Here is a 25,866-nt window from a genome sequence, read left to right on the forward strand (position 1 = left end):
ACTAAATTGAGTGGAATTGTGTCAATCAAGCCTACGAGTCCCCACAATCGGTGAGATTAATTCACTTTTCAGGCGTTGAGATTGACAAGTTGAAAGACTTTGAGCCGCGCTTAAGGGAACTAGAGGCACATGAGCCTACTTCATCATGAAAGCGCTTAGCTAAAAGCCACGGGACGATCAACCGCGCTTAGGAGAATAGAAAGGCAATATGCCTACTTCACTTTGAAAGCGCGGGACTCATGCCGCGACAGACATAATCAGGCATTCAATCGAGGGATTTAAACATCCGAATTATGTCTGTTTCATTTGCTGAGTTTGGCAAAATCATCAGGCGGACTGAAATCGGAAAAGTATCGGACGGATTTCGGAAAAGTATCGGAAAACCTGATCGGATGGAAATCCGCTAGGCTTTTCTGTCCGAATCCGATTTGTCCGAAAATCCGAAGTTTGTCCGAACGGACGGGTCAAAGAGTTAGGAGAAGTCGCCATTCTTTCTGGTCAGAGTTGCGCCATTCGCCTGCTTGAATTCCGTTTAATGCTGTTAGCAATTGCCTGACTTGATCAGTGTTCAAGCCGTATTTTTTAGCCCAGTTTGAGCGCAATTTCTCAACTGAAATCCATCCTTCTTTGTCGCAGTATTGCGCGCCTTGACTACTCAAATACTCAACACATAGCCATCCGATATCCCCACATGCTTGCATCACGTCTTGCTTGAGTTTGAGTAGGTAGGTGGCTTGTTCTGGTGGTGCAAGTGCAGAGTGTGGGGTTACACCCCACTCCCCACTCTGCTCCGGATAGAGGTTGCCTAACTCCTGCATCTGCTGATTGTGATCAAGATCCATCGTTGCTAGGTTTCGGTGATGCTGGTTCATCATGCTGTGCGAGATTTCTCGCTCGATCAGTGACTCGGTGAGTTCCTGTCTGCGTCCTTCCTTCTGCCACTTGGGGAGAATGTGCAGAGCGTGGATAAAGCAGAGAATCGGAACCAGAAAAGTGAGCAGCTGGATCGACGGCGGCAAGAGTTTGGCAAAGCAGATGAGGATAAACCAGGTAAAACAACCTGCACCAAACGTGACTGCCCATTGTTGCCCGTAGTCGGCTTGAGGCATCCAGGTCATGAAGCGAGCCATCCGATTAGACCTCCAATCATGAATACCAGGAAAAGTGCGATCGCTAAACCGAGTGAGGTGTCCTCCCCCCATCCAAAATGCTGATCGAGCAGTGGACCCGCGAAGTAACTCATGAGGGTGAGAGCCAGCAGGATGAGAAGAACGACCCATAATCCGACTGTGAGCGGGGGAAGGTGGCGCGCCATTAGCCCAATAAAAGAACTAATGGCTAGACCTAACCCCAATAGGGTCGCGAATCTAGCCATTTTGAACATATTCGATTAGCTCCAGCGGTTGCTTACGTCAGAGTAGAGCGCTTGGTATTCCGAGACTTTCATCTGAGCATCGTGGTGAGACGCGCCCAGGCTGTAGCCCATTTGAGCGTATGCCGGGGTGAGATTGTAGAGCGTCTTCGCCTTGCTGACATCCGCTTTTTTCTTGGTGGCAGCTGTGCGAGCCACGGTCGTTTGATAAGCGCAGAAGCTGGATTGATCAGCTGCATCTGAGGATTCAATCGATCGCAATGCCTGATAAGCCTGACGATTGTTTTTCGCCTGACGTTTGCGAGTGGCGGCGGTGATTCTCAGTTTGTCCGCTTCTTCTTGGGTGAAGTTGCGATGCTTGGTAACGACTTTCTCGGTGCGGACTTCGCTACTGTCGCCAGGATTCCAGGGAGTAGGCGCGCCGCTGGCGACATTCATCACGTCGTTAGGGGTCATGATTTGATTGACTTTGGACATTTTGCCGTTTGAACTTCCGAGTCTCATTTGATTTGCTCCTTAATTTGCAGAATGAATTTAGCGATTGCAGAATGCAAGGCAGTTAGTCGGGACCACCTTTTCTTGAGTGACGATTACAGGCTTTTCGATAATTTGCGGCTGAGCCGTGGCGGCAGCTGGCGGCGCGAGCAGGTTGATCGCGACGTGAGTGACGGCGGCGATCGCCACGGCACACATCCCCACTGCGAACCAGAACAAGCCGTCTTTATCGGAGAGAAGCTTGATCAATGCAGAGTCAGGAACCAGGCGATAGTCTGTGCCGTTGTGGCGATAGACCGGGTAATCGGTCGGCTTGGTGCTGTGCCATTGAACTGGCTGATGTTTGGTTAGATTTGGCATGATAGGAATGATTAATTTTTCAACAGGCAAAGGCGATCGCGCTTCCAGTGGAGAAAGCACGATCGCCTGTTTCGTTAGTATTCATTTCGGTTTGTAGCCTGCATAATTGGATTGCTCCGTGTCTGGTTTGGACGCTAGACGGGGCTAGGGGGAGTTCACCTCCCCCGAATTGAGAATTTTTAGTTTATGGCTGCGATTTCACCTCCTATCGAGTTACTGTGTGCGCTGAAGTGTAGATGAGAGCTACGCTTCAGCGTTTTATGTTTATGCCGCTTCATACGCGCTTTCCCAGCGCAGGAAGTCCTCAATATCCCAGTCAACACTTCGCAACTCTCTAACCAGAGAGAGCATTTGCGGAACCGTCAGAGACATAGGTTTGGCTCCGCGCTCCCACCGACTGATCGAAACGACGGAAGTGCCTAAACGTCTAGCAAGTTCTTCTTGGGAGATCCCAAGTCTTTCGCGTAGTGCTTTCAAGGGTGATCCGCCTTCCTCGGATTGCAAGTTTGCTTCTATCATCTTATCATCGGGACTAGTCCCAAAGACAAGTCTCTAAGACAAGTTTTTGGGTGTGCGATGCGACACGGGCAGAATTGGAACCTCTCCCGTGTCGCTACCCAATGATCCAACGAAACAGGGAATCACGCCTGATTCTCTCTACCACCAATAGAAAACACGACCGAATTAAGTCCAAAAAAAAGCGAGATCGCACTTTCCCCGAAGAAATGCGATCTCGCGCTTACCTGAATTGAGGCTATCTCACTCATGACTAACCAAGAAATCATCGATCGCTTACGCCGACTGACCACATGGCTCGCAGAAGACCAACAGGAACAGGCAGCCGACTTACTTGACGAACTGAGCAACCGACTCAGTGATCAGGTCATAACCATGAATCTTGGCATCACGGGCAGTCCAGCAATTCTGGCAGCCGCGATCGGCAAAATCATCACGGACAACACCAGCGAAGCCGATTTAGAACAACTTCGCAACGACTTGATGTTGAGCCTTGCCAATCGACCGGACTAAGAAAAAAGCGATCGCACCACTTCCTGGCAGTGCGATCGCTCAAAAAACAATTCTTGACTTTGTAACCAAAGGATAGCTTATGCAACTCCAATCAAGACCAACGAATCGCGACGCTGATATTTTGGCGGCGATCGCGCTGGAATTTGGGGACTACCTTGAGTTTTTCACCCCAGAACAGCGCCGTGAAGCCTTACTCCTGATTTCGCTCACAACCTATACAGGCTCGATCCACCTGGCGGCAAATCATTTTGCCCTGTCCATTTCCACGATGTCGCTCCCCCGAAAATTCGGTTTACTGGCGGGGCGGTTGTCGCGAAATGGGCTGCTCACTTTGTCGATCGCGCTGGCTCAATCTCTGAAGGACTATCCATGAATGATTTAGAACAAAATCGCATTCGTCGGTTAGAAAACCAAGTCAACATCTTGATTACTCAGCTGGCGATCACAAACACTGATTTATGGCACGTGGTCGGAGAACTTTACAACCTCTACGATCCGAGTCATCCGAGGGCAATCGAACTGAGTAAGAAACAGCTTTCAATTGGCAATCGGATTGAAGCGATTCGATCGCTCAATCCTCAGCCCAAAACTTTCTAACACCAAACAAGCCAGCGGGAAGATTGGAGCCTTTCCCCGCTGGCTTGTTCCATAACACTAATCATCTACCGACCCAACAAATACTCGCTTGCTGGCAATTTCGCACGCGAGAAACCACGTAACCGCATACCCCTATGAGGCTAGTCAAATGGTAGCAAGCCATAACACCCCCGTCCAACCTGAACCGAAAGTTTTACCAATCAATCCTCAGCAAGATGGGCTGATGATGATGGAATTACAGGCGAGGCAGAACTTTGAGGATGAGATCCTCAAGAAGTCGCTGCAAACCATGTGGGAACCAGCGCACCGTAAGCACTATCTCACCCAGATCGCCCGCTCTTATGACACGTCGATCGAGGCTGTTGAAGAAATTGCCCAACTCCTCACGAGTGGAATAGGCGTAGACCTGGAAGAACAGGAATTCACCTCAATGGTGCAAACCGTGCGGCAAATCGAGTCGATCGTCGATGAGGGTTTACGCAACTTCAAACTCTCTCGGCTCGCGAAGCGCTTGAGAATGCCGAAGACCGACATGATGAATTCGTACTATAAGGCGCTGATTAATCAGGCTCCCTTTGTCGATTACACCCTTGACCAACTCGATCAGCTTTGCACCCAGGTTAAAGACTGGCTTGTAAGTGGTTGGATTCCCCAAGGCATCGTCATGCTGCTCCATGCCCTCGGCGGCGCTGGCAAATCACTCATGATTTACGAGTTGATCGAATGCGTGGTGAAAGGTCAGCCGTGGAACGGCTATCAGGTCAAGCAGGGCAGAGCGCTCATCCTGCAATCGGATGAACCCGTCATCGTTACCCGCGAGCGTATGCAAATTCGCGAACTCAGCCGCGAGTATCCCGTTACCGTCGTACCCGGCTGGCAAGTGGAAAACATGGCGCGATTGGAAGCGCGGCTGAAAGAATATGCCGCAATGGGCGATCCAGTCAGGCTGTGCATGGTGGATTCTGTAACGGCTATCAACCGAAACACGCTGATCTCCGAGAATGACACCGAGTATGCTCGCTTCATGCTGCAACTGAATGACCTGGGCGATCGCTACGGTTGCACCTTCATCGTCGTTCACCATTCCAACTCTGATGGTGAATCGCGTGGGACGAAAGCCTTATACAACTCAGCTTCCGAAGTTTGGGGCTTGATGGTTGCCGATGAATCAACAGGCGATCGCATTTTGCGAGTGCAGAAAACGCGCATGGGACGACCGCCAGGGCGCTATAAATTCCAGTTTGAAGAGGAGAATTTCACCTTCACTTACTTGGGGCGTGAGGGTGACGAATCTGGAGAAGAAACAGCCCACACCGAAAAGCGGATCGAGCTTTGGCTGAATGAAGATGAGCATCGCGGCATTGGCTATGAAGTCGAAGAAATCGCCCAATATCTCGGACTGAATAAAAATACCGTCCGCAAAGTTTTGAAGGAGATGTGGGCAAAGGGTTCTGTGATGAGGTATCCAAAGCGACAAGGAAACACAATGGTCTACTACGTGGGCGAACGTCGATCGCCAGATGAGGCGAGATCGACTAGCGATCGACCCTGCGATCGACACGAAAATCCAGCAATTCCGGTAAAAACTGAGGCTAGTGATCGGTCGATCGCGAAAAGTGAGCAAATTTCACTGTTGCAAAACCCTCAAAATGGCGATCGACCGATCACTAGCCCGGTCAAACCCTTGAAAAATATAGAAAATGATGTCGATCGCGAGGTCGATCGCACGTCGATCGCAGGGTCGATCGACACTCCGCTTATTGAGAACGCGATCGACTTGATTGAGGTGGGCGATCTGGTCACTCCTAATGCAACTTCTACGTGGCACAGTAGCGGAAGTGACAAGCTACCCTGGCGAGATATCCCTAAGCCTTACACCAGCAGCAGCAAGACCATTCCGGTTAATGTCATTGAGGGCAAGCTTTTCTTTGAATTAACGGACGTAAGCCGTGTGATTGCCATCAACGGTGAACGAATCAAGGTTCGCAATCAAAAGACCGGGCGCAATAGCGTCTACCAACTGGCTGACGTTTCGTTGCTGAGGAAACGCAATGGTTAGCTGGACTCAAATTGAATCTGCTCGCGAGGTATTGCAACGAATGGCGATTGGTAGGCAGCTGGCATTGCCGCTCGCCGTGGAAGTTGTGCCCAGAAAAAAGCATTTTCCCTCACGCCGGGTGAGGGAGCCGCGACGATATGAGCAGTTGAAACTGTTTTAAGGGTTGAGTGCAATCGTCACTCAGATGTGAATGCGGGATACTCTGCGATCGCAGTTCTAGAAGCTGCGATCGCTCGATACTCTTGAGCCAGCTGCTCTAATCCCAACGCAAGTTCTAAATGTGAAATGCCGCCTATCTCCGGCAAGTGAATCACTAAAAATCCAACGTGAGTCTTAACGGCTCTCACGTTCTCCGGGTCCATATTTTCCATTGGTTGTCTCAGATGTGGTGAGGCGATCAAGTTTTTCGTTGAGTAAACTCATCTCTTGCTGAATTTGATGAAGGGCGTGGAAAATCTCAGTTTCCGTCCGTTTGCTCATCTGCAGGGCGAGATTAATATCTGTCGTAGCTGCACCCATTCGCTCGATCGCGAGCGCAATTTTATCGTGACTGCCCTTCAGCTGGATCAGCATTTCGGCTTGCTGTTTGAAGTGGATATTGCGATCGTTGCGAACATCCTCAATCAAAATTGCCATCAGCTTTTCTTCGCTGGCATCTTTCTGTTTGAAAAACCCTACGCCTTCTTTGATCAGGTAAACCACGATCGCCACCATCAGCCCACCTTCCATCAGAGGAGGGGCGGCAGTTGGAAGAGGTGAGGCAGTGGGTTGAACCTGGGCGATGAAGGCTGTACTCATAGGACAATGAGAAAGACAAGAGGGAACAGAATTAGAAAAGCGACGGCGATCGCCATCGCTAAGAGAAGAAAGAAATTGAGTTGGATGTTCACGTTGCTTGCCCCCAGAGCAGCATCTCACCGACCGAAACGTTTACGCCGCCTGTGCTGTTAGAGAAGACAAACGTGTAAATCGTGTGAGCGGTGTTGAAATCTGTATCACTAGCGAGGTTGATCGTTTGGACTGTGGATACAGTTGCCAGAGTGCCAGAGTATAGCGGTGTGCCAGCTGTGCTGGTAACAGCGCCAGCAAAGATGCTCAAATCTCTAGGATGATTGAAATTTCCGTTGAACTGCCCTAACCAAAGCTGCACTTGATTAAGGTAGACAGCGGTTGAAAACTGCACTTGTACGAATACCGTTGAAGCATTCGTCACCATCATTCCAACCGTGTTACTACCATCACGCAAAGCGCTCATTGTGTAGGCTGTGCCGTGATAGGTGTAGCTTCCGTTATTGATCGGTGTGTAGGTCAGCGGGTCAAGCTGTGCTGTATTGCGGCTTGAAATTGTGTTAGACACTAAACCCGCATTTCTCAAGCAATCTAGAGTCGCCACGATCGTTGTCCTCAATTGCTCGTTAGTTGGGTTCGCTGGAGGATTTGAAATTGTGGGCGGCGTAGTAGAAGCCCTAGCAGCGCGGGTTACTGGCATTAGACAAACTCTCGTACTAAAGCGTTTCCACCCGTAGCCGACCAAATCCCGGCAATGTTGCCTGTATAAGCGATCGGAAGCTCATACAAATCGCCATTGTTAAGCGAGATAGTAAACGCAGAAGTCGAAGCGGTTGCACCTAGCTCGACATACAAAATGCCAGTGCCGTTGTTCAAGATAGAAGCGCTCTTTCGGTTTGCGTTTGCAGCGAGCAGCTGGACAGAAGTTGTCGAAGCTGTGACAGCCGAAGCTGCGACATTTGAGCTAGTCGGAGTATTTACAGTGACTTGAGTTGCGCCACCACGAGAAATGGGCATAGAAGAAACCTCAATCTGAACATCAAAGGGCGTTGCAAAATTCGGCACTCTGAGGGCAAGAGCGCGATCGCTGAAAAATGGGGGCGCTTCAAATTCGAGAATCCGGGCGTGAGGGGTTGCAGTAATGCGGCGCTCGTCATAGATAGCAGTGGAGTCCGGATCAACTTGAGCAAGCCAAACCGGAACACCAGCCGTCTCAAACGTAAGCCTGACATAGCCTAGCTCTGAGCTAATTACTGGAGTAGATTGCCAGTCGTGTCCTGCGGTAATCGTTGCGATCGTTGTCCAGGTCATCAGAATAAAAGTTGAACTTGCGTTTGGAGTTCTCGAATCAAGTCTTCAGTACTATCGCTTTCTGAGCCGATGTACTCGTACAGAGTCAAAGCGATCTCGCTAAACCACCACGGGCAACTAAACTTCAGTTGATAAGTGGTTGAGAACTTCGGAAAAATCAGCAATCTTGCACCATTGCAGGGCAGTTGATAGCGATTAAGCGCCAGCTGCCCAATGTCAGAAACGCCAGAATCGACTAGGGGCGTGAGTGATCCGCCGCTTTTCCAGGTTGATCTGGCGTACTGACTGAACGTTTTAGCCGCCAGAATGCGCGATTCTGCTTGCACGGGTAGCACCGTATCAGGAATCAACGATCGCTCTCTTGCACTAATTTGCTGAGTCGTAAATTGGTTCTGATAGAGCAATCGCCAGTTTGTACCGTTAGCGGGATTGATGATTAATCGGCTCATACATGAGGCAACCAGATGATCGTGTCTGTATCCTCTAGAGCCGTTCCCTGATCAATCACAGCGTCAATGTTCTCGTCAACGATGCCCCAGTACTCATCTGGCTCTACGCCAAATTGAGCGAGACAGTCTTCCAATTCATCGATCGTCGCTTCTCCCTTGAGAAACTTCTCAGTTAGGCGTTGAATCGTGAAATGAGCATCAATTTCAGCTGCAATATCGCTTTTGTTGTGATCTGGGGTGAGTCCCAGATCAAGCAGGAACGGCTCTAGAACGTGCATGGATTAGACCTTCTCTTCAACCAAGGTGAATCTAAGGTTAGTCGAAGACCCTTTCGCCTGCGTTGCGATTTCGTTGAATGCGTCAACCATCGTATCGGTTGCGCCTTTCTTGCCAAATGGAATCGAAGCGCTTTCAGTGTTGTACTTCAAGTACTTCAATCCGGTGAGCTTCGAGGTTGCTGCAACGCCAGTCTGACTGGACTGCTGACGACGCACCACGCGAGCAGGGCGGTAGGTGCTCATCTTGATCGGGGTGTTCGTGCCCAAGGTTGCCGTGACACGGCTGCTGACCTCGCTCAGTGAGCTAAACAGATTCCAGGACGGAACCAAGGCAGAGGACTGAATTTTGACCGCAGTGCCGAGAGGTAGAGCAAAGGGGTCAAGGTAGAGCTTAATCGAGTCTGGGCGGTTGCCTTTCGTGCCGATTCCCTCGCCTTGTTCAGCCAGTCCTTGCAAGTAGTTAAGGTATCTGGTGCGAGCGGTTGCGCCACGCATTCCGCGTAGAACGCGGGAAAATCTCGGTGCTGTTGACATACGTTGTAAAGGTGTTTGAGGTTGAGTAGCTATGTGAGAAGCGTGACCTCAATTTACCCACCCGAAAACACCTATACGAGTTTCTGGAAAGGTTGAACCTTTCCCAGTGATACCGAAAATTTTAGGTTCGATAGCTTGTCACCAAAGCGCTGTCATACCGTCCAGAACGGTCGAATAAGTACACGGGTTGCGCTAGACCCGCGAGCTTCACCGTGGCGTATTGAAACCGCACGTCAGCAATCGGGCGACGGCGGGGAAGACGGCGGGATTTACCCAGAATTGTCTCTCTGGGTGGAATGGTGGGAAAGGCTTCAGAAGGGCTACCGTTTTCGATACGGTTGAAGAACTCCCAGTCGGGTGTGTGCGATTGCAGGTCTAACACTTTGCCGATAAGGGTTCGCGCTTCGGTTTCATTGCGGGTGAGCAGTTGAAGCTGATAGCCTTTGTCCCAGTCGGTGTAAGAGCAAAGTTCCTTGCCCTTGCGCCACACAAACCCTTGACCTGTGCCGAATTCGGTTCTGATTTTGTTGGCAAGGGCGAGCGCTTCGGAATTAGAAAAGGTTGTACTCGTTTGAGTCATCAGACGAAATGAGATTTCGCCTGAAACGGGGTCATAACCGGGTTCAACGTCCTCTAGGTCTTCCAGAAAGTAGAGCGTCACTTGTGGACGAGTGCGACGCAACACGCGGTAATTCAAATCGCGATCGCTGCTCACTATGCCCTGATTCCATCGCTGTTTAATCAGCATGTCAAAGAGCAGCATTCTCGATAGGGTCATATCCATCGTGTCGTTCTCAACATGAGTGCAAGCGGTTTTAAGACTGCCTCTAGAAGTACTGATGTCCGGGTCATCAGTTGTGATATCAGAAAACCATTCGCGCACCTCGGGGTTATAGGTGCGTCGGATGGTGTCTTGCAGGTGTTCAGCGGGGCTGAAATTATTCGGTAAAGGCATTACTCTGCATCTCCTTTTGTGCGGTCTGTTGGTTGCAGAGTGGGCGATTTACTTGCGGCATTCGACTGATCAGCAGTGGCTTTTGTCGAATCGTTATCGGGGCGACTGTTGGGCGTTGCTTCCTTGATTGCCTTGTCAAAGGCTTCTTTCTGCTCCCTAAATTCGTTCACTTCTTCAGTGATCGATCGAACCTCGCCCACAACACTAGCAATTGAGCTTGCGGCATCATCTAGGTTTTCTTGACCATCCCTAAATTTCTGCATTCTCTGTTGCCATTTGCTCTGGGCTGTAACCCGCTCTGGCATCCAGGGATAAGCATTCTCGCCCACGACTCGGAAGCGTTTCAGCGCGTTGCCAATCTTCCCGGTATTCTCTGCCGTCCATTCGGCAATTTCGCGGGATGAGTCAGCGATCGATCTGACTGTCCAAACAATTTGGCTCGCAGTGGTGACAATGCGATTGAGCTTAGTAAAGGTTGCTTTGGTTCCGTTCCAGGTTTCTGCCCCTAAAGCGTTCTCCATTGTTTCGTTTACTGCCTTGCCTAGCACTTCGTTAAAGTCAAAAGCTTCGGCGGCGGTCTTATCTACGCCAAACATCGGGGCAAAGGTTTGGACGGACTGCGTAACAACATCGCCCATAGTCTGACCCAGGTTTGCAGACAGCATCGCGGCATTATGCAACGATGCAGCTGTGCTGAGTGTGTTCATGACTTGAGTGAGCCGCGCTCGCAACTCTGCCAAACCAAAGCGCGATCTGATGTTGGCAGTGCGATCGCCCATCATTTTTGCGAAGGGTGCAAGATCAGACGGAACTTGCACCGGTTCCTTGATAAACACTGCGCCTGTCAAACTATTCCATGTCACAAAGCGATCGACCATCACCGCTGTCATTTGTCGCTGCTGATTTTGGGCTTGCTGTCCAAGCTGCAAATCCGCAATACAGTCGTTCTGACATCGCCCAGGCGTAGTTTGATCGGGTTCAACTCGCTTCTCAGCTTTGCCTTGAATTTCCTGAATTTTGTCAGATTTCAATCTGCCGTCTTTGAGAAAGTCAGTAGTAATCCTTCCATCTAGTTGCTGTCTTAGCCCAATTTCTGGAGCAAAGTTAGGGCGCTGATTCAAATTGACTTCTGGAGCAAAGTTAGGGCGCTGATTCAAATTGACTTCTGGAGCAAAGTTAGGGCGCTGATCTACTCTGATTTCCTGGCGAACTTCAACGCGAGGCTTAGGATCAATACCGGGTTTAATTGGTGGGCGACCAGGGGGCGGCTCAAGTCTTCGATTAGGCGGCGGAATTTCAATAATTCGCACTGGGGGATCAATACCTCTGCGATCGGGTGGTGGGACAGGCTCGATTCTGCGATCGGGTGGTGGGACAGGCTCGATTCTGCGATCGGGTGGTGGAGCAATAACGGGCGGTGGAAAAACCGGGGGCGGTGGAAAAATAACTCCGATTGGCGGAGGTTCAGGACGGGGTGGTGGAAATGGATCGATTCCTGTGCCTGGATCAGGAACAATTGCAGGACTTCCAGCATTCAGAATCACCCGAAAGTTACCGAATTCTAGGACAGCGGTATTTACGGGCTGTCCAATCATTTCTCGCACTTGCTCGCCGCTTGCTCTTTTCCAAACTAGAAAAAACGTGTTGACAATTCTGCGCCCACTATCAGCAACCGTGTTTGGATCTGTACTGTCTGGGTTCGATTCATCCGTGGTGAATCGCTGGATTGCAAGGGGTGTTCCGATTCGCTCGTCATATGACGAAACTGGCAGACTATCTTCACCAGAGCGGGGCGTAAGTTCTTTTGTGCCTGGATTTCTCACAGATCCAGCATCGCGATTATATCGAGTAGCGATAATCCCGATTCTGAATGTATGGGGCACTTCGGTAGGTTGAAAGTTGACGGTTGATGTACTGTCTCTTCTTCCGCGCTCTAATCGCCAGTCAATATTTGTGTTTGGTGGTCTCCCTTGCCGTCGCCTTATCAACTCCTCCCATTGTCGATATTCGGTAACGGGATCAGGAATAACACTGCGTCTAAAACTTTGCCAGTCAAACCGCCCTTCTTTAAAGGCGTTGATCACTGCGTCCCCCAGAAACCCTACAGCAGCAACCGCCACACTTCCCCTGATAACAGTGCTGGTTCTAATTGTTCTGGAGCCATCACCGCTCCGATTTAAGACAACCTCAGATGCTCTAGGAAACGGCTGTGGTGAAGTAAATCCACCTTCGATTCTTCCTTGAGGGGTGCGATTATATCTTTCCTGGGCGCGCTGCCGTACCAAATCGCCATAGCCAGAGAATTTATCTCTAATCGCTTCTCCTGCGGTTCTTCCCCGTCGCTGCCCATTGTCTAGAATTTGCTGGACTCGATTCTCAGTTGGCTTTCCCCCAAACATCCCACCCCGATTAGAAGTAGATACAGAGGAAGGATTTGGATTGTAGTTGGTTTGGCGAGGATTGTAGCCCCAATTCATGTTCGGGATGAAGCCGGATGAGACTTTCCCGTTATTGATAGATATGTTCGGCATTCTTTTACCCCAAAAAAAACAAAATCGAGGGGTATTCCCCTCGATCGCCAGAAAACAGGATTGAAATTAATTGCTGGTGAATGACGCGGGAATGTTGCCACTTCCCAGTTCATCAACGCTCATCCAAAGCTTGCGCGTGTCGGTAATATAGGCAGGATCAAGCTTGAGAGACAGCCTTAAAAGTAATTGAGTCGTTTCTTCAGCAGAAGTAAAGATTCCAGTCTGAACTGAAAGTTCTCGGACGGTTTCACTCTCTAAAACCGACTTGTCGGGATACATCCTCGAAAGCGTGAGCGCTCCCCAGGCGACTAGCTGCTCTAAGGTGACGATCGAATTGGGGATTTGGGTTGCGATATTGAGTGCAGTCATTTTGGATTAAGCCTTGCTACGGGTTTATTAATCCCTGCAATGACGCAAATCACAGCGATCGACGAAAAAAGCCTGCAACTGAACCGTTACAGGCAGACGGGAATCATAAACGCGACGGGTTTAGATTCCATAAAATTATGAACAGAATGACCGAATGGCTGAACGGATTAACAACCAAGCTTGCAATCGCGCTCATGCTCGCAACTGGACTTCTCTTTGTCTTGAGAGTCTGCAAGTTTCATATTGAACGAGCGAATTTAAGTGAGGCGGCAGCGATTGCGGAGAAAGAAGGGGTGATACCAGAGCGAGCCTTCGCATACAGAGATGGTAAGGACTACACCCAACAAGAGTTAGTCAAGCCTTACGACATTGCACTAGACCAGTTGCAGCAAAAATGCCAGGAATCTCGAATGGAGATTGCGGGAATGGTAAGCGCGATCGTGAAACACGAGAAGCAGAAAGGAACTCAAACAAATCATATGGAAGAACTCAAAGGGTTTTTACACGTAGTTGAAAGTGGTTTTGATCGGCATCCAGCAAAATGCCTACAGGCTTACACCGCTATTGTTCAAGCAGAAAAGTAATAACCTCGCTTCTAAGCAAAAGTGAGACCGATTGAACTGGACTAAAAATGGCTTAAATCGCTAATCAGTTATGAATAGAAAAGCCCATTCTTTCATGAGTCTCAATTAGACTCAAGCACGAAAGAATGGGATTTTCAGTAGGGACTTCTGCGTTTTAGAACAGACGTTCAGAACACATCCACTTGTTAGAAAAGAATAATTTCTTGAGACAACAGCAAGTGTTACCGACAGTATCTATCCTTCAAACGAAGCAAATTTTTGTACACGAGGTAACAGTGAGATCGCGAAAGAGAATGAAGTCAAGCCCGAATCCCGGGTCAACCTGATCCACGGACAAGCGTTACTATTACTTGCACGAGTCGCTCAGGTTCTAGGGGTTTTGTCACCTGCTGTTGAAAGCCACTCGTGATAGCGCGCTGGTGATCCTCTTCTCTCGCATAGGCAGTCAAGGCGATCGCTGGAATTTGTCCACCTTGTTCAGGGGGCAGGGCTCGGATTTGCTGGATCAAGCCATGACCATCTACCTCTGGCATCCCAATGTCGCTGACCAGGATATCGGGTTGGAAGGACTCTAGGGCGATTAAGGCTTCAGCCGCAGAAGTCACCGTTAAAACTTCAGCCCCATACATCGTCAACACCATCGCTAATAACTCACGGGCATCGAGTTCATCATCAACGGCTAGAACTCGAACCCCTGTTAAATCGAGATCGGGCACAGGGTTTAGTTCCGATAGCTGCACCTCTGGTTCTATATCCAGTATAGGGAAGCGAACACTAAAGGTTGCCCCCTGCCCCTCACCTAGACTATCGGCAGTGATCGTCCCTCCATGAGCCTCGACTAGGGAACGCACGATCGCCAACCCCAATCCTAAACCGCCATACTTGCGAGTCGTTGAAGCATCTTCCTGGCGGAATGACTCAAAAATGTGAGGGAGAAACGCGGGATTGATCCCTTTGCCAGTATCGCTCACGGTGATTTGGGCTTGGTGATCAATTCGCTCTAGTCGAATATCGACCCGTCCAGAGGTAGGGGTAAATTTGATGGCATTGGACAGCAAGTTCCAAACAATTTGCTGAAGTCGGGCGGCATCCCCTGATACTTGACCAATTTGGGGGAGCACCGCATGGAGGGTAATTTCTTTTGCGACTGCTGCTGTCCTCACCGTATCGATCGCTGCCTCTATCACAAAGATCAGATCGACCGGAGCCACATTCATACTGAGCTTACCGCGCAGAATCTTCGCAACATCTAGCAGATCATCAATTAACTGGGTCTGAAGTTTAGCATTGCGTTCAATGGTGGCTAAGGCTGCATTCGTTCTGGTGGTGTCGAATTTACGGCTTTGCATCAGCTTTGTCCACCCCAAGATTGGGTTAAGGGGCGATCTCAACTCGTGAGAAAGAACGGCTAAAAACTCATCCTTAATGCGATTAGCGAGTTCGGCAGATTCCCGTGCCGCTTGTTCTTGCTCAAGCAGACGACCTCGTTCTATTTCAGACTGTTTACGCTCGGTAATATCTAAATTGATGCCGCTTAATCGAAGTGGCTCACCCTGCTCATCCAAGGTGAGTTGTCCTAAGCCTAACAACCAGAGAATGCCTCGTTGAGGGTGGACAATCCGGAATTCAGCCCGAAAGCCTGGCAGCTTTTCCTCAATGATGCGTAAGACTTCTGCTTTAGTGGATTCGCGATCGTCCGGGTGCAAGGTGTTGTACCAGGTCTCGTAGGATGGGAAAGTGGTCGCTGGATCAATTCCATACAGCACATAGTTCTCAGGCGACCAGGTCACTTTTCCAGTGGGAATTTCCCAATCCCAGGAACCCGCCTGAGCACCTGTCAGTGCCAGCCGCAGCAGTTGTTCATTGTCGCGCAGGGCTTCTTCTATTTGTTTGCGCTCTGTAATATCACGCCAGGTGGCAATATAGCCATCACCCAATTTAGCAACGCGAATATCAAACGCTCTGATTAAGCGTCGTTGCCCGTAGTCATCTTCGTAAATCAGGCTGTCTTTGACCAGCGGTTGTCCTGTTTCAACCACCTGGCAATACTCATCAAACAAGCCACTATCGCGATGTCTTGGCAGCAACTCACACAATCCTCGCCCGATCTGTTGCTCCCGTGTCATTTGATTGTTGAGGCAAGCTGCATCATTGACATATTCAGTCCGAAAATCAACAATTTCTCCCTGCTCATTCCGAATTGCCTGATAGATTGCAAAGCAATCCAGCATATTTTCAACTGAGGTGCGGAAGCGTTCTTCACTCTCTCGTAAGGCTTGTTCAGACCGTTTGCGATCAGTGATATCTTCGGCAATTCCAGTAAACCGATAAATTTCTCCTAATTGATTGTGAAGGGGAAAGCAGCGATCTCGCACCCAGCGAGTCCGGCCATCTGGTAAGACAATCCGGTATTCTTGATCAAACTGTCCAAGTGGGGATTTTTCATGAAAGGCTCTGTCAGTCACCTCTCGATCGTCCGGATGAATGTAGTCAATCCAGGATTGCTGGCTCTCATACAATTTCTGTGGATCTAATCCCCAAAGTCGTTCATAGGCAGGACTGACATAGCTGACTCGGTCCCCCGCCACTTCTTTGATCCAGAACACCACATCAATATTTTCTGCTAACTGACGGAACCGTAATTCACTTTCTTGTAAGGCGTTCTCTACTTGTTTGCGATCACTAATATCGGTGACCGTCCCAACGTAACCGATCAAATGACCTTCACTATCTTGTTCAGCCGTGACTTGTCCAAGCACCCAGGACACCTTACCATCGGGTGCTTGAAATCGATATTCAGAATAGAAAGGCTGATTTAATTCTGTAGCACGATACCATTCGGCAAAGACACGATCGCGATCATCGGGATGAAGTGCCCTCAGCCACCCTTTTCCCTGTGCTGTTTCCGGTATTAGACCTGCCAGTTCACACCAACGCGCATTGGTGTATAGGCAATCGCCATGAATATCCGTATGGAAAATGCCTACCGGAGAAATCTGTGACAAGGTGGCATAGCGTTGTTCACTCTCGCGCAAAGAGGCTTCTGCCCGTTTGCGTTCTGTGATATCAATATCATTACCCGCCATCCGCAGCGGCTGCCCCTGCGAGTTGTAGAAGACTTTGCCTTGGCTCAGTGCCCATCGAATGGTGCTGTCGGGGTAGACCACTTGGAATTCAATGTTGTAGTCTTCCCCAGTCGCGATCACACGCTCAATCTCCGCGAGAACGCGATCTCGATCAGCCGGATGTAGGAAACTGGCAAACATTTCAAAAGAGCCGTCAAATGCTCCAGGTTCTATCCCAAACATGGCTTCCAAGTTGTCTGACCATTGAATGTGTCCGGTCTGAATATTCCAGTCCCAGGTGCCCATGCGTGAAGCTGTTAACGCCGATCTCAACTGTTCTTTGCTCTCGCGCAGGACTGCCTCGACCCGGTAACGTTCTGCCAGATCCGTTTGAGACTGCTGAGCGAGTTCGGCTTGGCATAGATTGACAATGCGCTCCTGTTCAATCCGAGATTGCAGTTCGGTCCGAAGCTGTACGGTTTCAATGGCCCTATGAATCGTCAGGTGTAACCGTTCTGGGGTGATCTGCCCTTGAATTAGGTAATCCTGGGCACCCGCTTTCATCGCTTGGACAGCGCTCATCTCATTGCCCTGATCTGCTATCACAACCACGGGTAAGCAGGGTTGCGAGGTTAGCGAAGGCAGTTGAGCCAAAAACTCCAGCCCATCCAGGTCTGGTAAGCGGTAGTTAAGCAACACTAGATCGGGTCGCTGTTGTTGCCATAGCTCCAATCCTTGCCGTCCCGAAGATGTTTCCAAAATGGTGTAGGAATAGTCCGAGTCTCGCTGCAAGTAGCATTGGTAGAGTTGGCAGTCTTCGGGCGAATTATTCACAATGAGGACCGTGCGTGAAGGTTGTGTCATGCCTGAGCCTCTAGATGATGGGACAGCGTGTCACTTTAAAGTCGTTATTCTATGACTTTTCTGAGCATTTTCTTGCCTGGGAGAAATTTCTAACAATCGTCGCACCACAACTCCAATGACTGTAAGCTTAGCAGTTTTCATATCGTTCAGAATTTACTGGCATAGAACTCTGCTGTCTGGATTCATCTGCGTGAGTGCCTAACCTATTGCAAAGGGCAAAATCGGCACAGCGAAGTGCAGTTTCTGCCGACGTTAGATGACTACATTGATTGATGCTGGAAAGCCCGTGCGCTTTCTGGATGCCTTCGTGGATTAACTGGATTTAGCCGCATGGGAGATCTCTGATCTCAGACCGCTAGGAATAATTGGCTATGCTAAGAAAATGTCATCGGTTCTCACCAAGAAAAGAAAAATTCCGATTGGCGCAGCTTTCTCAGTTTTCATACAGTCTGGTGTTGGGCAGAAGTGCAATTACAAAAATTGGGGACTCATCATATCGAGAAGACGATCAATTACGAAACCTGATCAAATTGCCGTCGCGATTTATAGAATTCTGATCAGATCAAATGTATTTTAGATGTTAAATAATAGTCATGATGACTCAAGTGAAAACCCCGGTTTCGCCGCGTCCTTTTATTAAGTGGGCAGGCGGAAAAACTCAACTAATTTCGCAGTACGCTGACTATTTTCCCGATCGCTATTTGAATTACTATGAGCCATTTGTCGGTGGCGGTGCGATCTTTTTTCACCTACAACCGACGAGCGCGGTATTGTTTGATATTAATCTCGAATTGGTGAATGTGTATCGCTGTGTGCGCGATCGCCTGGAGGAATTAGTCGATCGCTTAGAAGAACATCACGAACAGCATAGTTCTGAACATTACTATGCCGTGCGTGCTGCTATGCAAATCTCAAAATCCGAAGATTGGTTTGCTCAAGGCTCGAATGTTGATCGAGCAGCACGATTTATTTATCTCAATAAAACTTGCTTCAATGGGTTGTATCGCGAAAATTCTAAAGGGCATTTCAATGTGCCGTTAGGAAGTTATAAGAACCCGGCGATTTATGATCCAGAGATTTTGCGAGCAGATTCGATCGCGCTTCAGTCGGCTGAGATTCAACCGGGATCGTTTGATCAAGTGCTGCAATATGCTCACACGTCTGATGATTTTGTCTATTTCGATCCGCCTTACTACCCGATTAGCCCGACGAGCAATTTTACAGCTTACAATCGCTATGCCTTTGGCGAAGAAAAGCAGATCCAGCTGCGCGATGTGGTGAAAGAATTAAGCGATCGCGGCGTGAAGGTGATGTTATCGAATTCCGATTGTGAGTTTGTGCGCGACTTGTACCAGGATTTCAATATTCATACAATTCACGCAACTCGCAATATTAACTGCAATGCTGAAAAACGTGGCAAAATCACCGAAGTCTTAGTGACAACCTATTAGAAATTTTGGGTTGAGAGCAAGGAGATTCCATCAATCCTGCAAATGTGAAAATTGATAGGCTCCAATGCCGGATAGCACGATCGCCATGACGAGCAGCACCGGAATTACAAACCAAGGAAATTGCTGAATCGGCAAGTAAGCTGCCGCCCGCATTCCTAAGGTTGTGTAAGTCAGTGGCAGTAAATAGACGATCGCTTTGAGTGCGATCGGTAAAGTAGAAGCGTCAAAAAATGTCCCCCCTAGAAAAGACATGGGAACAATCACAAAATTGTTGTAAATCCCAACGCCTTCGAGCGATTTCACATTCAGCCCAACAATCACCCCTAATCCAGCAAACACAGCACAATTGAGGGTGAGTACCAGCAAAAATAGCGGATTCAGAAAGCTCCAAACTTTTCCTGTAAAGATGATAGCAACCAGAATCACTGAGCTAGCTGTGAGTAATCCCCGCAGAATTCCCGCCATCATTTTGCCCAGATGTACTGCTAACGGGTGAACGGGCATCAATAGCATCTCCTCAAACGTTTTCGTAAATAAGCGATCGCCACAGATCGAAAACGTCGTTCCTCCAAAACTAATCACCATCGAAGACAGTGCAACCATTCCCGGCAGAATGAACTGCAAATAATTGTCCCCGGCACTCGGCTTCGTCACAGTATCTAAAGAACTGCCTAGACCTAATCCAAACGCCAAAATATAAATTAAGGGCGAAACCAGCCCCGAAGAGACAATCTGCACAATCCGCACCCGCAAATCCAGCCAATCGCCCCAAAAGACAGTCAAACTATCTTGCAGCAAGGTAGACAACGGAGAACGACGCAGTTGAGCAGAACGCATAAGTTGTGAATCTGTTGATAAATCTTTACGGTGAGGACATTTTCGCATTATTTGGGAGCGTTTCTGAATCAGTTCACCCCCACTCCCCACTCCCTACTCCCTACTCTCCACTCCGCAGGTAGCATAATCCCCTTCAAATTCGTCACAATAGGCAGAAGAAAGTTTGGAGATGCCTCGGTGAACTTGCTGCTTGTTCTACTTACAATAGGCGCGATCGCATATTTCTTTCTGTCTCACCACAATCGCCAAATTCAAACGGTTCGAGACAGTGATGTTGTCGTGGTCGAAGGCGCGATCGATCGCTATCCGAATTTGCCATTGGGAAATTTTGCTGTTCCGAATCGATTTCGCAGCCCTGATCGGGTTCAAGTCGTTTTCCCCATGCTCACCGACGCAGGCGACGTGGAATATCTCTACTCTTGGCACAGTCTGCGGGCAGTGACTCCGATGACGTTATCTCGTGACCATCGCCAAAACAAAGTGCGAGTCATGGCAGAACTTGCCCCCTTGATCAAAGAACATCTACGGCTCGAACTCGACCGGGTTGCGCTGGAAAACCAAATGACTAAAATTCAAAAACTTGCGGAATTAGTTGCAGTCTCTGACCTCTATGCATCGCAACTCGGAACTTATGAAAGAGCGATCGACGAAACCGAAAAACTGATCTGCAAAGTTGAAGAACTCAGCCGCATCTATGTCCGTATGGTCAAAGAAGCCTTAATTGGAACTCGAATTGCCGAATTTAATCCGGATCTGCTTTTGGATCTGCATGTTCCTTTAGACGAACAATACACTCGCGTCAAATCCGAATATCAATTCATGAAAGACTCAGCCCAAGCCTATTACGACCTGCTGAAAGAGAGCCAAGGCGCAACAGACTTGACTTCTTAGATAAAATAGAATCCACCCCTTCTCAATGACACCTATGAAGCGTAGACCTAGAGGCAACTCCTACAACGACGATCGCTACGACGATCGTTATGATGAATACCTACCCCCTAATCGAGGAACTCCTCCTGTGAACAAGACACCCTCTTGGTTCAATGCAACCGCGATCGCGGTGATTGCAGGTATTTTCATCTTAGGAATTGGTGTTGGGATTGCTTTTAGTGCTGCAACGCCGACGAATCCCACGAGCGTCGTCACGAACTTACAAATTGATCAACAAGCTCCTAATCCCGAACTTTGTATCCAAAACGGAGCCAGTGCGATTTCGGTGAATACGCGCCTGTATGTTACCCTGAACCCGTTCAAAGTGTTTGTGGCTCAAGCTGCAATGGAGCCGGCTTGTATTTTGAGACGCGCCAACTGGACAGTCTTAGAGCAGCGTAAATTGCTGACTTCTGATCAGACTCGCGAATGCCGTCAGAAGATGAACACCTTCGGCTATGTGGGCAATCTCGACAATAAAGATAAAGTCTCGATCGATTGCGTCTACCAAAGCGACAATGCCAAGAATCTCTTCCTTGGCGGCGCTTCAACGCCCACAATTGGCAACGACGATCAGTTCTAACGTCGTCTTTCTTACAACTTCAGAAAGCACTGCCGATATGCAGTGCTTTTTTCTTGCGGTGGCATCGGAACATGGCGCGATGGAGGGGAGATTGTATGTTTTTAGCGATCGCATACCTCAGAAAAATTAAGAGAAGAAAACACCTATACATGCGAGATTTCAATCTCTTATGCGTAGTATCTAATGACGGTCTTGTAATAGGCAATAGATTGATCTCAATAGATAAGTATTTGACCTGTTGCAAAACTTAATGGTTTATTCAAAATCCCTTCAAATTTGGTGTTTAATCTGCGCGATATAACCTGAAAAAACAGCTTGCAACTGTAGTTCTCCTCTTTTCGGGCAACACTTTATTACGCATCCTGTTTGTGCAGTTCATGGTCAAAATGCCTACAATTTACTCTCTTTCTACACAACTTCAGCAACTCAAAGTACTCAGTTGTAATGGTTTTGGAATGGCTCAGTTCTTCTATCACTCCTTCTCTAAGTAAAGTATCGTTCGGATGAGGAGCTTGTGTGAGAATTCTGTTGATTGAATCCGAATCCCAAACAACTGCTGCGATCACTACTGCTTTAAATGCTCAACAGTATGCGATCGATGCTGTCGATCACGGGCAAGTCGCGATCGAAATGGTGCAAGCTTATGAATATGATCTGCTGATCATGACCGCTGGAGTAGAACTTGCGGAGATTCGTTGGTGTCGAACATTACGATCGCAAAATTACTCTGCGCCGATTCTGATGTTGATGACGACGAACAATAGTCGCGATCGTGTGCTCGCCCTTAATGCAGGAGCAGACGATTGTTTAGCCAAACCCTTTGATATTGCAGAACTTGTCGCACGAGTTCAATCCCTGCTCCGCCGTCGGCAAGCAGTCTTTACTTCAAGCCTAGACTGGGATGCGCTTAAACTTTATCCCGATAGCCGTCGGGTCACTTGGCAAGATAATCCCCTGAGCTTGACAGCGAAAGAATTTCGGCTGTTGCAGCTTTTTCTTGAAAACCCACTGCGAATTTTTAGCAAAGATGTCATTCTCGATCGCTTGTGGGACGCTTCAGAAGCACCGGGAGAAGGAACAGTCGCATCGCATATCAAAGGACTTCGACAAAAGCTCAAGGCAAGCGGGATCACCTATGAAGTGATTGAAACCATTTATGGACTGGGATATCGGCTCACGCCACCCCCGGATGCAAAAAATAAGTCTACTCTTTCATCTCCCGATCGCGCTGTCTTACAACAAGAAGTTTTAGCAGAAGTCGCTGCAATGCAAGCCGACTTGAGAGAAAGCTTGGATGAAGAAGTTGCCATCTTTGAGCAATTTGCAGCGAAATTAGTGGCTGGACAACTTAATCAGAGCTTGCTGTCGCAAGCCCAATATCAAGCCCATCAACTCATCGGTACGCTCGGCTCGTTAGGGCTTTCAGAAGGATCTCAAGTTGCCCAGCAAATCGATCAACTTCTCCAGACCTCGGGATCATTAGGACAAGCTGACGCAGAGCGTCTCTTACAACTAGTGGCGTCACTCTCGATCGCGATCTCAGCAGCACCCGCGATTGCCATCCCCGCTCTGAGTCCCAACGTGGATTCGATTCGACTCCTGATTATCGATGATGATACAACGCTGACCAAAGTGCTGAGACGAGCCGCGATTGCGACTGGATTTGAAGTAGAAGTCGCAACAACCTTAGAGCAAGGTCGCGCGGCATTACGTCGCTCCTATAGTGGAGAAATTCCGCCTCCTGATGTTGTCTTACTTGATTTGATTTTTGCAGATTCCGAGGAAGATGGATTGAGCCTACTATCAGAATTGGCTGCGCAAAATTCAACCATTCCAGTTGTGGCATTAACTGTGAGAAATAGTTTGCGCGATCGCCTTACAGTCGCTCGTCTTGGTGGACAAGCTTTTCTGCATAAACCCATTTCACTCACGGAGGTGTTGCGAGTTGTGACCAAACTGCTAAACCCGGCTCCACCTTCAGAAGCAAAGGTGCTGGTTGTCGCTCATGAATCACAAATCCTCGAACAGATTATTGAACTCCTACCTCCGTGGGGGTTGCAAGTTACGACCTTAGCTGATCCCGAGCAATTTTGGGAAATCTTGACGGCAACGGTTCCTGACTTGCTGATTTTAGATGTCGAAATGCCAGAGTTTAGCGGCATTGAACTCTGTCAAGTGGTGCGTCAAGATCCGCAGTGGGCAGATTTGCCCATTTTATTGATGACGAGCTATGGCGATTCTGAGGTGATTCATCGCGTATTTGATGCAGGAGCCGATGACTTTATCGGCAAGCCGATTATTCCGCCAGAACTTATTGCTCGCATTAACCGCCGCTTGGAATGGGCACGCCTGCGCAACCGCAACCGACAATAATACCTAGAGTGACCTACTATGGCAGACGATTATCGCAAGATTCTGATCGTAGATGATTCGCTCACGGATCATGAAATCTATCGCCGCTATATACAACAAGATTTCTGTCAGACCGCTCAAATTTGGCAAGCAGAATCCGGAGCGATGGGATTATCCCTTTGTCAACAGGCATTGCCTGATGTCATTTTGCTGGATTTTTCACTGCCCGATATGACAGGATTAGAGTTTTTGCGGCAGTTACAGCAGCACCAGGATCAGCAGTTAGTTCCTGTGATTATGTTGACGGAACACGGCGATGAGGAAGTTGCAGCCGTTGTCCTGAAAAGTGGGGCATCTGACTGTTTCGCAAAAAACAAAACGACACCAGAGAGACTGAGACGAGCAGTAGATCAAGTCATTGAGCGAGCCGAATTGTATCGGCAACTAGAGCGCAGTCAGCGTCGTTTTTATACGTCGATCAACAACATGCTAGAGTGCTGTGCAATTTATCAGAGTATTCGGGATGCTCAAGGAAAAATTGTTGATTTTGTAGTGGATGATGTCAATGCTGCAACATGCGCTGCAAATCAAATGAATGCTAGCGAACACGTTGGCAGATCACTGTCTGATTTTATTGCTGAGGAACATTATGAAAATATCTTTGCAGCCTGTTGCTCTGTCGTTGAAACTGGAAGACCACAGCGACGTGAGTTAGTGTTTAGGAATCGCTCCTGTGATTCAGCGGCTCAAGCATTTGAGGTCAGCGTAGCAAAACTTGAAGATGGATTTGTGGCATGTTGGCTTGATATTTCTGAAAAAAAGCGGTTCGGACTTGCGTTGCAGAAAGCGAACGAAGACTTAGAACAGCGCTTCCGCGATCGCACAGTAGAACTTCTCAAAGTCAATGTTCAGTTTCGGCAAGAGTTGCGAGAACGGCAACGCGTAGAAGCTGAGTTCCGCGTTTTGAGTGAAGCTGCTCCGGTTGGCATTTTTCGCACGGATGCTCAAGGTGGCTGTATCTATGTCAACCCTCGTGCTCAAGCAATTTGTGGCTATACATTTGAAGGAGCCTTGGGCGATGGATGGCAGCGATCAATTCACCCGGACGACTTTCGGCAAGTGCTACCACGCTGGATAGAATCGACGAAAGCTCAAGCTGAATTTCTGGAGGAGATTCGGTTTGTTCATCCCGATCATACTGTGCATCTTGTGCGAGCAACAACGGCTCCAATTTTGTCGAATCAGGGTGAGGTGATTGGGTATGTCGGCACGATCGAAGATGTGACTGAACGCGATGTGATCGAGCGAATGAAACGTGAGTTTTTGTCGATCGTGTCGCATGAATTAAAAACGCCCCTGACTTCGATGCGAGGAGCGCTAGCACTTTTATCGAGCGGTCGTTTATTAGATGATCCCGAAACTGCTCAAGAAATGCTCGAAATTGCGAAAGTAGATACAGAACGGCTCGTGCGCTTGGTTGATGATCTGCTCGATCTAGAACGTTTAGAGGCTCATCAGCTAATTTTAACGAAACAATGGTGTGATACAGCGAGTTTAATGCGTCGATCGATTGAGAGTTTGCAACTTCTGGCAGAAGAGTCACAATTAACCCTAGTTTGCCAGCCGTTGAACGTCGAAATTTTTGTCGATGGCGATCGCATTGTACAAACGCTGATTAATCTATTAGGGAATGCGATTAAATTCTCCTCTGAAGGCAGTGAGGTCTATTTGAAGGCAGAATTGGTCAACGGCGATCAGTGGGTACGTTTCCAAGTTAGAGATTGGGGCAGAGGAATTCCGCAAGATAAGCTTGACCTGATTTTTGAGCGATTTCAACAGGCGAATGCCACGGATGCGCGACAACATGGAGGGACTGGCTTGGGATTGGCAATCAGTCGCGATCTGGTGCAGCTGCACGGTGGGCAAATTTGGGTAGAGAGTACGCTAGGTGAGGGCAGCACCTTCTATTTTACTGTTCCGATTCGCTAACCTTGTTTCTTCCTCCTGCAAAAGACACATGCGACGAATTGCAATTCAGCAGATAATTGATCTGCGGTGGGGGAGAAAGATGT

27 protein-coding genes are annotated in these 25,866 nt (G+C 48.6%); 10 read left to right on the top strand and 17 right to left on the bottom strand.

Annotation, left to right across the window (positions count from 1 at the left end; all coding sequences use genetic code 11):
* Positions 1-464: 464 nt before the first annotated feature.
* The 5 genes from ACMUEV_RS09300 to ACMUEV_RS09320 all read right to left on the bottom strand — a co-directional run bounded on the left by ACMUEV_RS09300 (position 465) and on the right by ACMUEV_RS09320 (position 2,746).
* Positions 465-1,130 (bottom strand): hypothetical protein, encoded by a 666-nt coding sequence (locus ACMUEV_RS09300; RefSeq protein WP_242044419.1) that lies wholly within the window; start codon positions 1,128-1,130, stop codon positions 465-467.
* Positions 1,115-1,375, bottom strand: coding sequence for a hypothetical protein (locus tag ACMUEV_RS09305; RefSeq protein WP_242044420.1), 261 nt, complete (start codon positions 1,373-1,375; stop codon positions 1,115-1,117). The genes ACMUEV_RS09300 and ACMUEV_RS09305 overlap by 16 nt, the downstream gene beginning before the upstream one ends.
* A 15-nt stretch (positions 1,376-1,390) precedes the next feature.
* On the bottom strand, positions 1,391-1,876 hold the full coding sequence (locus ACMUEV_RS09310) for a hypothetical protein (RefSeq protein ID WP_242044422.1): 486 nt from the start codon (positions 1,874-1,876) through the stop codon (positions 1,391-1,393).
* A 30-nt stretch (positions 1,877-1,906) separates the two neighbouring features.
* Positions 1,907-2,287, bottom strand: a complete 381-nt coding sequence (locus ACMUEV_RS09315; RefSeq protein WP_347277605.1) for a hypothetical protein — start codon at positions 2,285-2,287, stop codon at positions 1,907-1,909.
* 204 nt (positions 2,288-2,491) lie between these two features.
* Entirely contained in the window at positions 2,492-2,746 is a 255-nt protein-coding gene (locus tag ACMUEV_RS09320; RefSeq protein ID WP_190651306.1) for a helix-turn-helix domain-containing protein, read from the bottom strand.
* Between the two features lie 246 nt (positions 2,747-2,992).
* Here ACMUEV_RS09320 and ACMUEV_RS09325 point away from each other — a divergent pair, with 246 nt between their 5' ends.
* The 4 genes from ACMUEV_RS09325 (at position 2,993) to ACMUEV_RS09340 (ending at position 5,912) form a co-directional block, all read left to right on the top strand.
* Positions 2,993-3,256 (top strand): hypothetical protein, encoded by a 264-nt coding sequence (locus tag ACMUEV_RS09325; protein WP_190651308.1) that lies wholly within the window; start codon positions 2,993-2,995, stop codon positions 3,254-3,256.
* Positions 3,257-3,335: 79 nt separating this feature from the next.
* Complete coding sequence (locus tag ACMUEV_RS09330; protein WP_190651309.1) at positions 3,336-3,629, top strand: hypothetical protein; 294 nt, start codon at positions 3,336-3,338, stop codon at positions 3,627-3,629.
* Positions 3,626-3,853 (top strand): hypothetical protein, encoded by a 228-nt coding sequence (locus tag ACMUEV_RS09335; RefSeq protein WP_190651311.1) that lies wholly within the window; start codon positions 3,626-3,628, stop codon positions 3,851-3,853. The genes ACMUEV_RS09330 and ACMUEV_RS09335 overlap by 4 nt, the downstream gene beginning before the upstream one ends.
* A gap of 148 nt (positions 3,854-4,001) precedes the next feature.
* Entirely contained in the window at positions 4,002-5,912 is a 1,911-nt protein-coding gene (locus ACMUEV_RS09340; protein WP_190651313.1) for an AAA family ATPase, read from the top strand.
* 176 nt (positions 5,913-6,088) lie between these two features.
* On the opposite strand, the gene ACMUEV_RS09345 is transcribed toward ACMUEV_RS09340, so the two are convergent.
* From ACMUEV_RS09345 to ACMUEV_RS09390, 10 genes are all read right to left on the bottom strand, one after another.
* Complete coding sequence (locus ACMUEV_RS09345) at positions 6,089-6,283, bottom strand: hypothetical protein (RefSeq protein WP_190651315.1); 195 nt, start codon at positions 6,281-6,283, stop codon at positions 6,089-6,091.
* Complete coding sequence (locus tag ACMUEV_RS09350; RefSeq protein ID WP_190651317.1) at positions 6,246-6,710, bottom strand: hypothetical protein; 465 nt, start codon at positions 6,708-6,710, stop codon at positions 6,246-6,248. Before ACMUEV_RS09350 ends, ACMUEV_RS09345 begins: the two co-directional genes overlap by 38 nt.
* 88 nt (positions 6,711-6,798) lie before the next feature.
* The gene (locus tag ACMUEV_RS09355) at positions 6,799-7,401 is read right to left on the bottom strand and encodes a hypothetical protein (RefSeq protein WP_415354758.1); all 603 of its coding nucleotides are present in this window, start codon (positions 7,399-7,401) and stop codon (positions 6,799-6,801) included.
* A complete protein-coding gene (locus ACMUEV_RS09360; RefSeq protein ID WP_415354759.1) occupies positions 7,401-8,012 on the bottom strand; it encodes a hypothetical protein in 612 nt (203 codons plus the stop codon). Before ACMUEV_RS09360 ends, ACMUEV_RS09355 begins: the two co-directional genes overlap by 1 nt.
* Positions 8,012-8,461 (bottom strand): hypothetical protein, encoded by a 450-nt coding sequence (locus ACMUEV_RS09365; RefSeq protein ID WP_415354760.1) that lies wholly within the window; start codon positions 8,459-8,461, stop codon positions 8,012-8,014. The genes ACMUEV_RS09360 and ACMUEV_RS09365 overlap by 1 nt, the downstream gene beginning before the upstream one ends.
* Complete coding sequence (locus ACMUEV_RS09370) at positions 8,458-8,739, bottom strand: hypothetical protein (protein WP_415354761.1); 282 nt, start codon at positions 8,737-8,739, stop codon at positions 8,458-8,460. The genes ACMUEV_RS09365 and ACMUEV_RS09370 overlap by 4 nt, the downstream gene beginning before the upstream one ends.
* Positions 8,740-8,742: 3 nt before the next feature.
* Positions 8,743-9,273, bottom strand: coding sequence for a hypothetical protein (locus ACMUEV_RS09375; protein ID WP_316426554.1), 531 nt, complete (start codon positions 9,271-9,273; stop codon positions 8,743-8,745).
* 121 nt (positions 9,274-9,394) lie between these two features.
* The gene (locus ACMUEV_RS09380) at positions 9,395-10,228 is read right to left on the bottom strand and encodes a hypothetical protein (protein WP_415354762.1); all 834 of its coding nucleotides are present in this window, start codon (positions 10,226-10,228) and stop codon (positions 9,395-9,397) included.
* On the bottom strand, positions 10,228-12,759 hold the full coding sequence (locus ACMUEV_RS09385; protein WP_415354763.1) for a hypothetical protein: 2,532 nt from the start codon (positions 12,757-12,759) through the stop codon (positions 10,228-10,230). Before ACMUEV_RS09385 ends, ACMUEV_RS09380 begins: the two co-directional genes overlap by 1 nt.
* Before the next feature lie 66 nt (positions 12,760-12,825).
* Positions 12,826-13,128 carry a hypothetical protein gene (locus tag ACMUEV_RS09390; protein WP_017290561.1) on the bottom strand — a complete coding sequence of 101 codons (303 nt, stop codon included), beginning with the start codon at positions 13,126-13,128 and terminating at the stop codon, positions 12,826-12,828.
* A 137-nt stretch (positions 13,129-13,265) separates the two neighbouring features.
* Here ACMUEV_RS09390 and ACMUEV_RS09395 point away from each other — a divergent pair, with 137 nt between their 5' ends.
* Positions 13,266-13,712 (top strand): hypothetical protein, encoded by a 447-nt coding sequence (locus ACMUEV_RS09395; RefSeq protein ID WP_190652928.1) that lies wholly within the window; start codon positions 13,266-13,268, stop codon positions 13,710-13,712.
* Positions 13,713-14,029: 317 nt separating this feature from the next.
* On the opposite strand, the gene ACMUEV_RS09400 is transcribed toward ACMUEV_RS09395, so the two are convergent.
* A complete protein-coding gene (locus ACMUEV_RS09400) occupies positions 14,030-17,641 on the bottom strand; it encodes a PAS domain-containing protein (protein WP_190652929.1) in 3,612 nt (1,203 codons plus the stop codon).
* 593 nt (positions 17,642-18,234) lie between these two features.
* On the opposite strand from ACMUEV_RS09400, the gene ACMUEV_RS09405 reads away from it, so the two are divergent.
* The gene (locus tag ACMUEV_RS09405) at positions 18,235-19,092 is read left to right on the top strand and encodes a DNA adenine methylase (RefSeq protein ID WP_017289362.1); all 858 of its coding nucleotides are present in this window, start codon (positions 18,235-18,237) and stop codon (positions 19,090-19,092) included.
* A 30-nt stretch (positions 19,093-19,122) separates the two neighbouring features.
* Here ACMUEV_RS09405 and ACMUEV_RS09410 read toward each other — a convergent pair whose 3' ends face one another.
* Positions 19,123-19,929, bottom strand: coding sequence for an ABC transporter permease (locus tag ACMUEV_RS09410; protein ID WP_017289361.1), 807 nt, complete (start codon positions 19,927-19,929; stop codon positions 19,123-19,125).
* A 177-nt stretch (positions 19,930-20,106) separates the two neighbouring features.
* Between ACMUEV_RS09410 and ACMUEV_RS09415 the strand changes: the two genes are divergently transcribed.
* The 4 genes from ACMUEV_RS09415 (at position 20,107) to ACMUEV_RS09430 (ending at position 25,783) form a co-directional block, all read left to right on the top strand.
* The gene (locus ACMUEV_RS09415) at positions 20,107-20,820 is read left to right on the top strand and encodes a hypothetical protein (protein WP_190652930.1); all 714 of its coding nucleotides are present in this window, start codon (positions 20,107-20,109) and stop codon (positions 20,818-20,820) included.
* Positions 20,821-20,854: 34 nt separating this feature from the next.
* Entirely contained in the window at positions 20,855-21,442 is a 588-nt protein-coding gene (locus tag ACMUEV_RS09420) for a DUF3172 domain-containing protein (protein WP_017289359.1), read from the top strand.
* Between the two features lie 516 nt (positions 21,443-21,958).
* The gene (locus ACMUEV_RS09425) at positions 21,959-23,815 is read left to right on the top strand and encodes a response regulator (protein WP_190652931.1); all 1,857 of its coding nucleotides are present in this window, start codon (positions 21,959-21,961) and stop codon (positions 23,813-23,815) included.
* An 18-nt stretch (positions 23,816-23,833) separates the two neighbouring features.
* The gene (locus ACMUEV_RS09430; protein ID WP_190652932.1) at positions 23,834-25,783 is read left to right on the top strand and encodes an ATP-binding protein; all 1,950 of its coding nucleotides are present in this window, start codon (positions 23,834-23,836) and stop codon (positions 25,781-25,783) included.
* The last annotated feature ends 83 nt before the right edge of the window (positions 25,784-25,866 follow it).

The sequence above is a fragment of the Leptolyngbya sp. FACHB-1624 genome, from assembly GCF_047649235.1.
In the GTDB taxonomy this organism is placed as follows: domain Bacteria; phylum Cyanobacteriota; class Cyanobacteriia; order Leptolyngbyales; family Leptolyngbyaceae; genus Leptolyngbya; species Leptolyngbya boryana.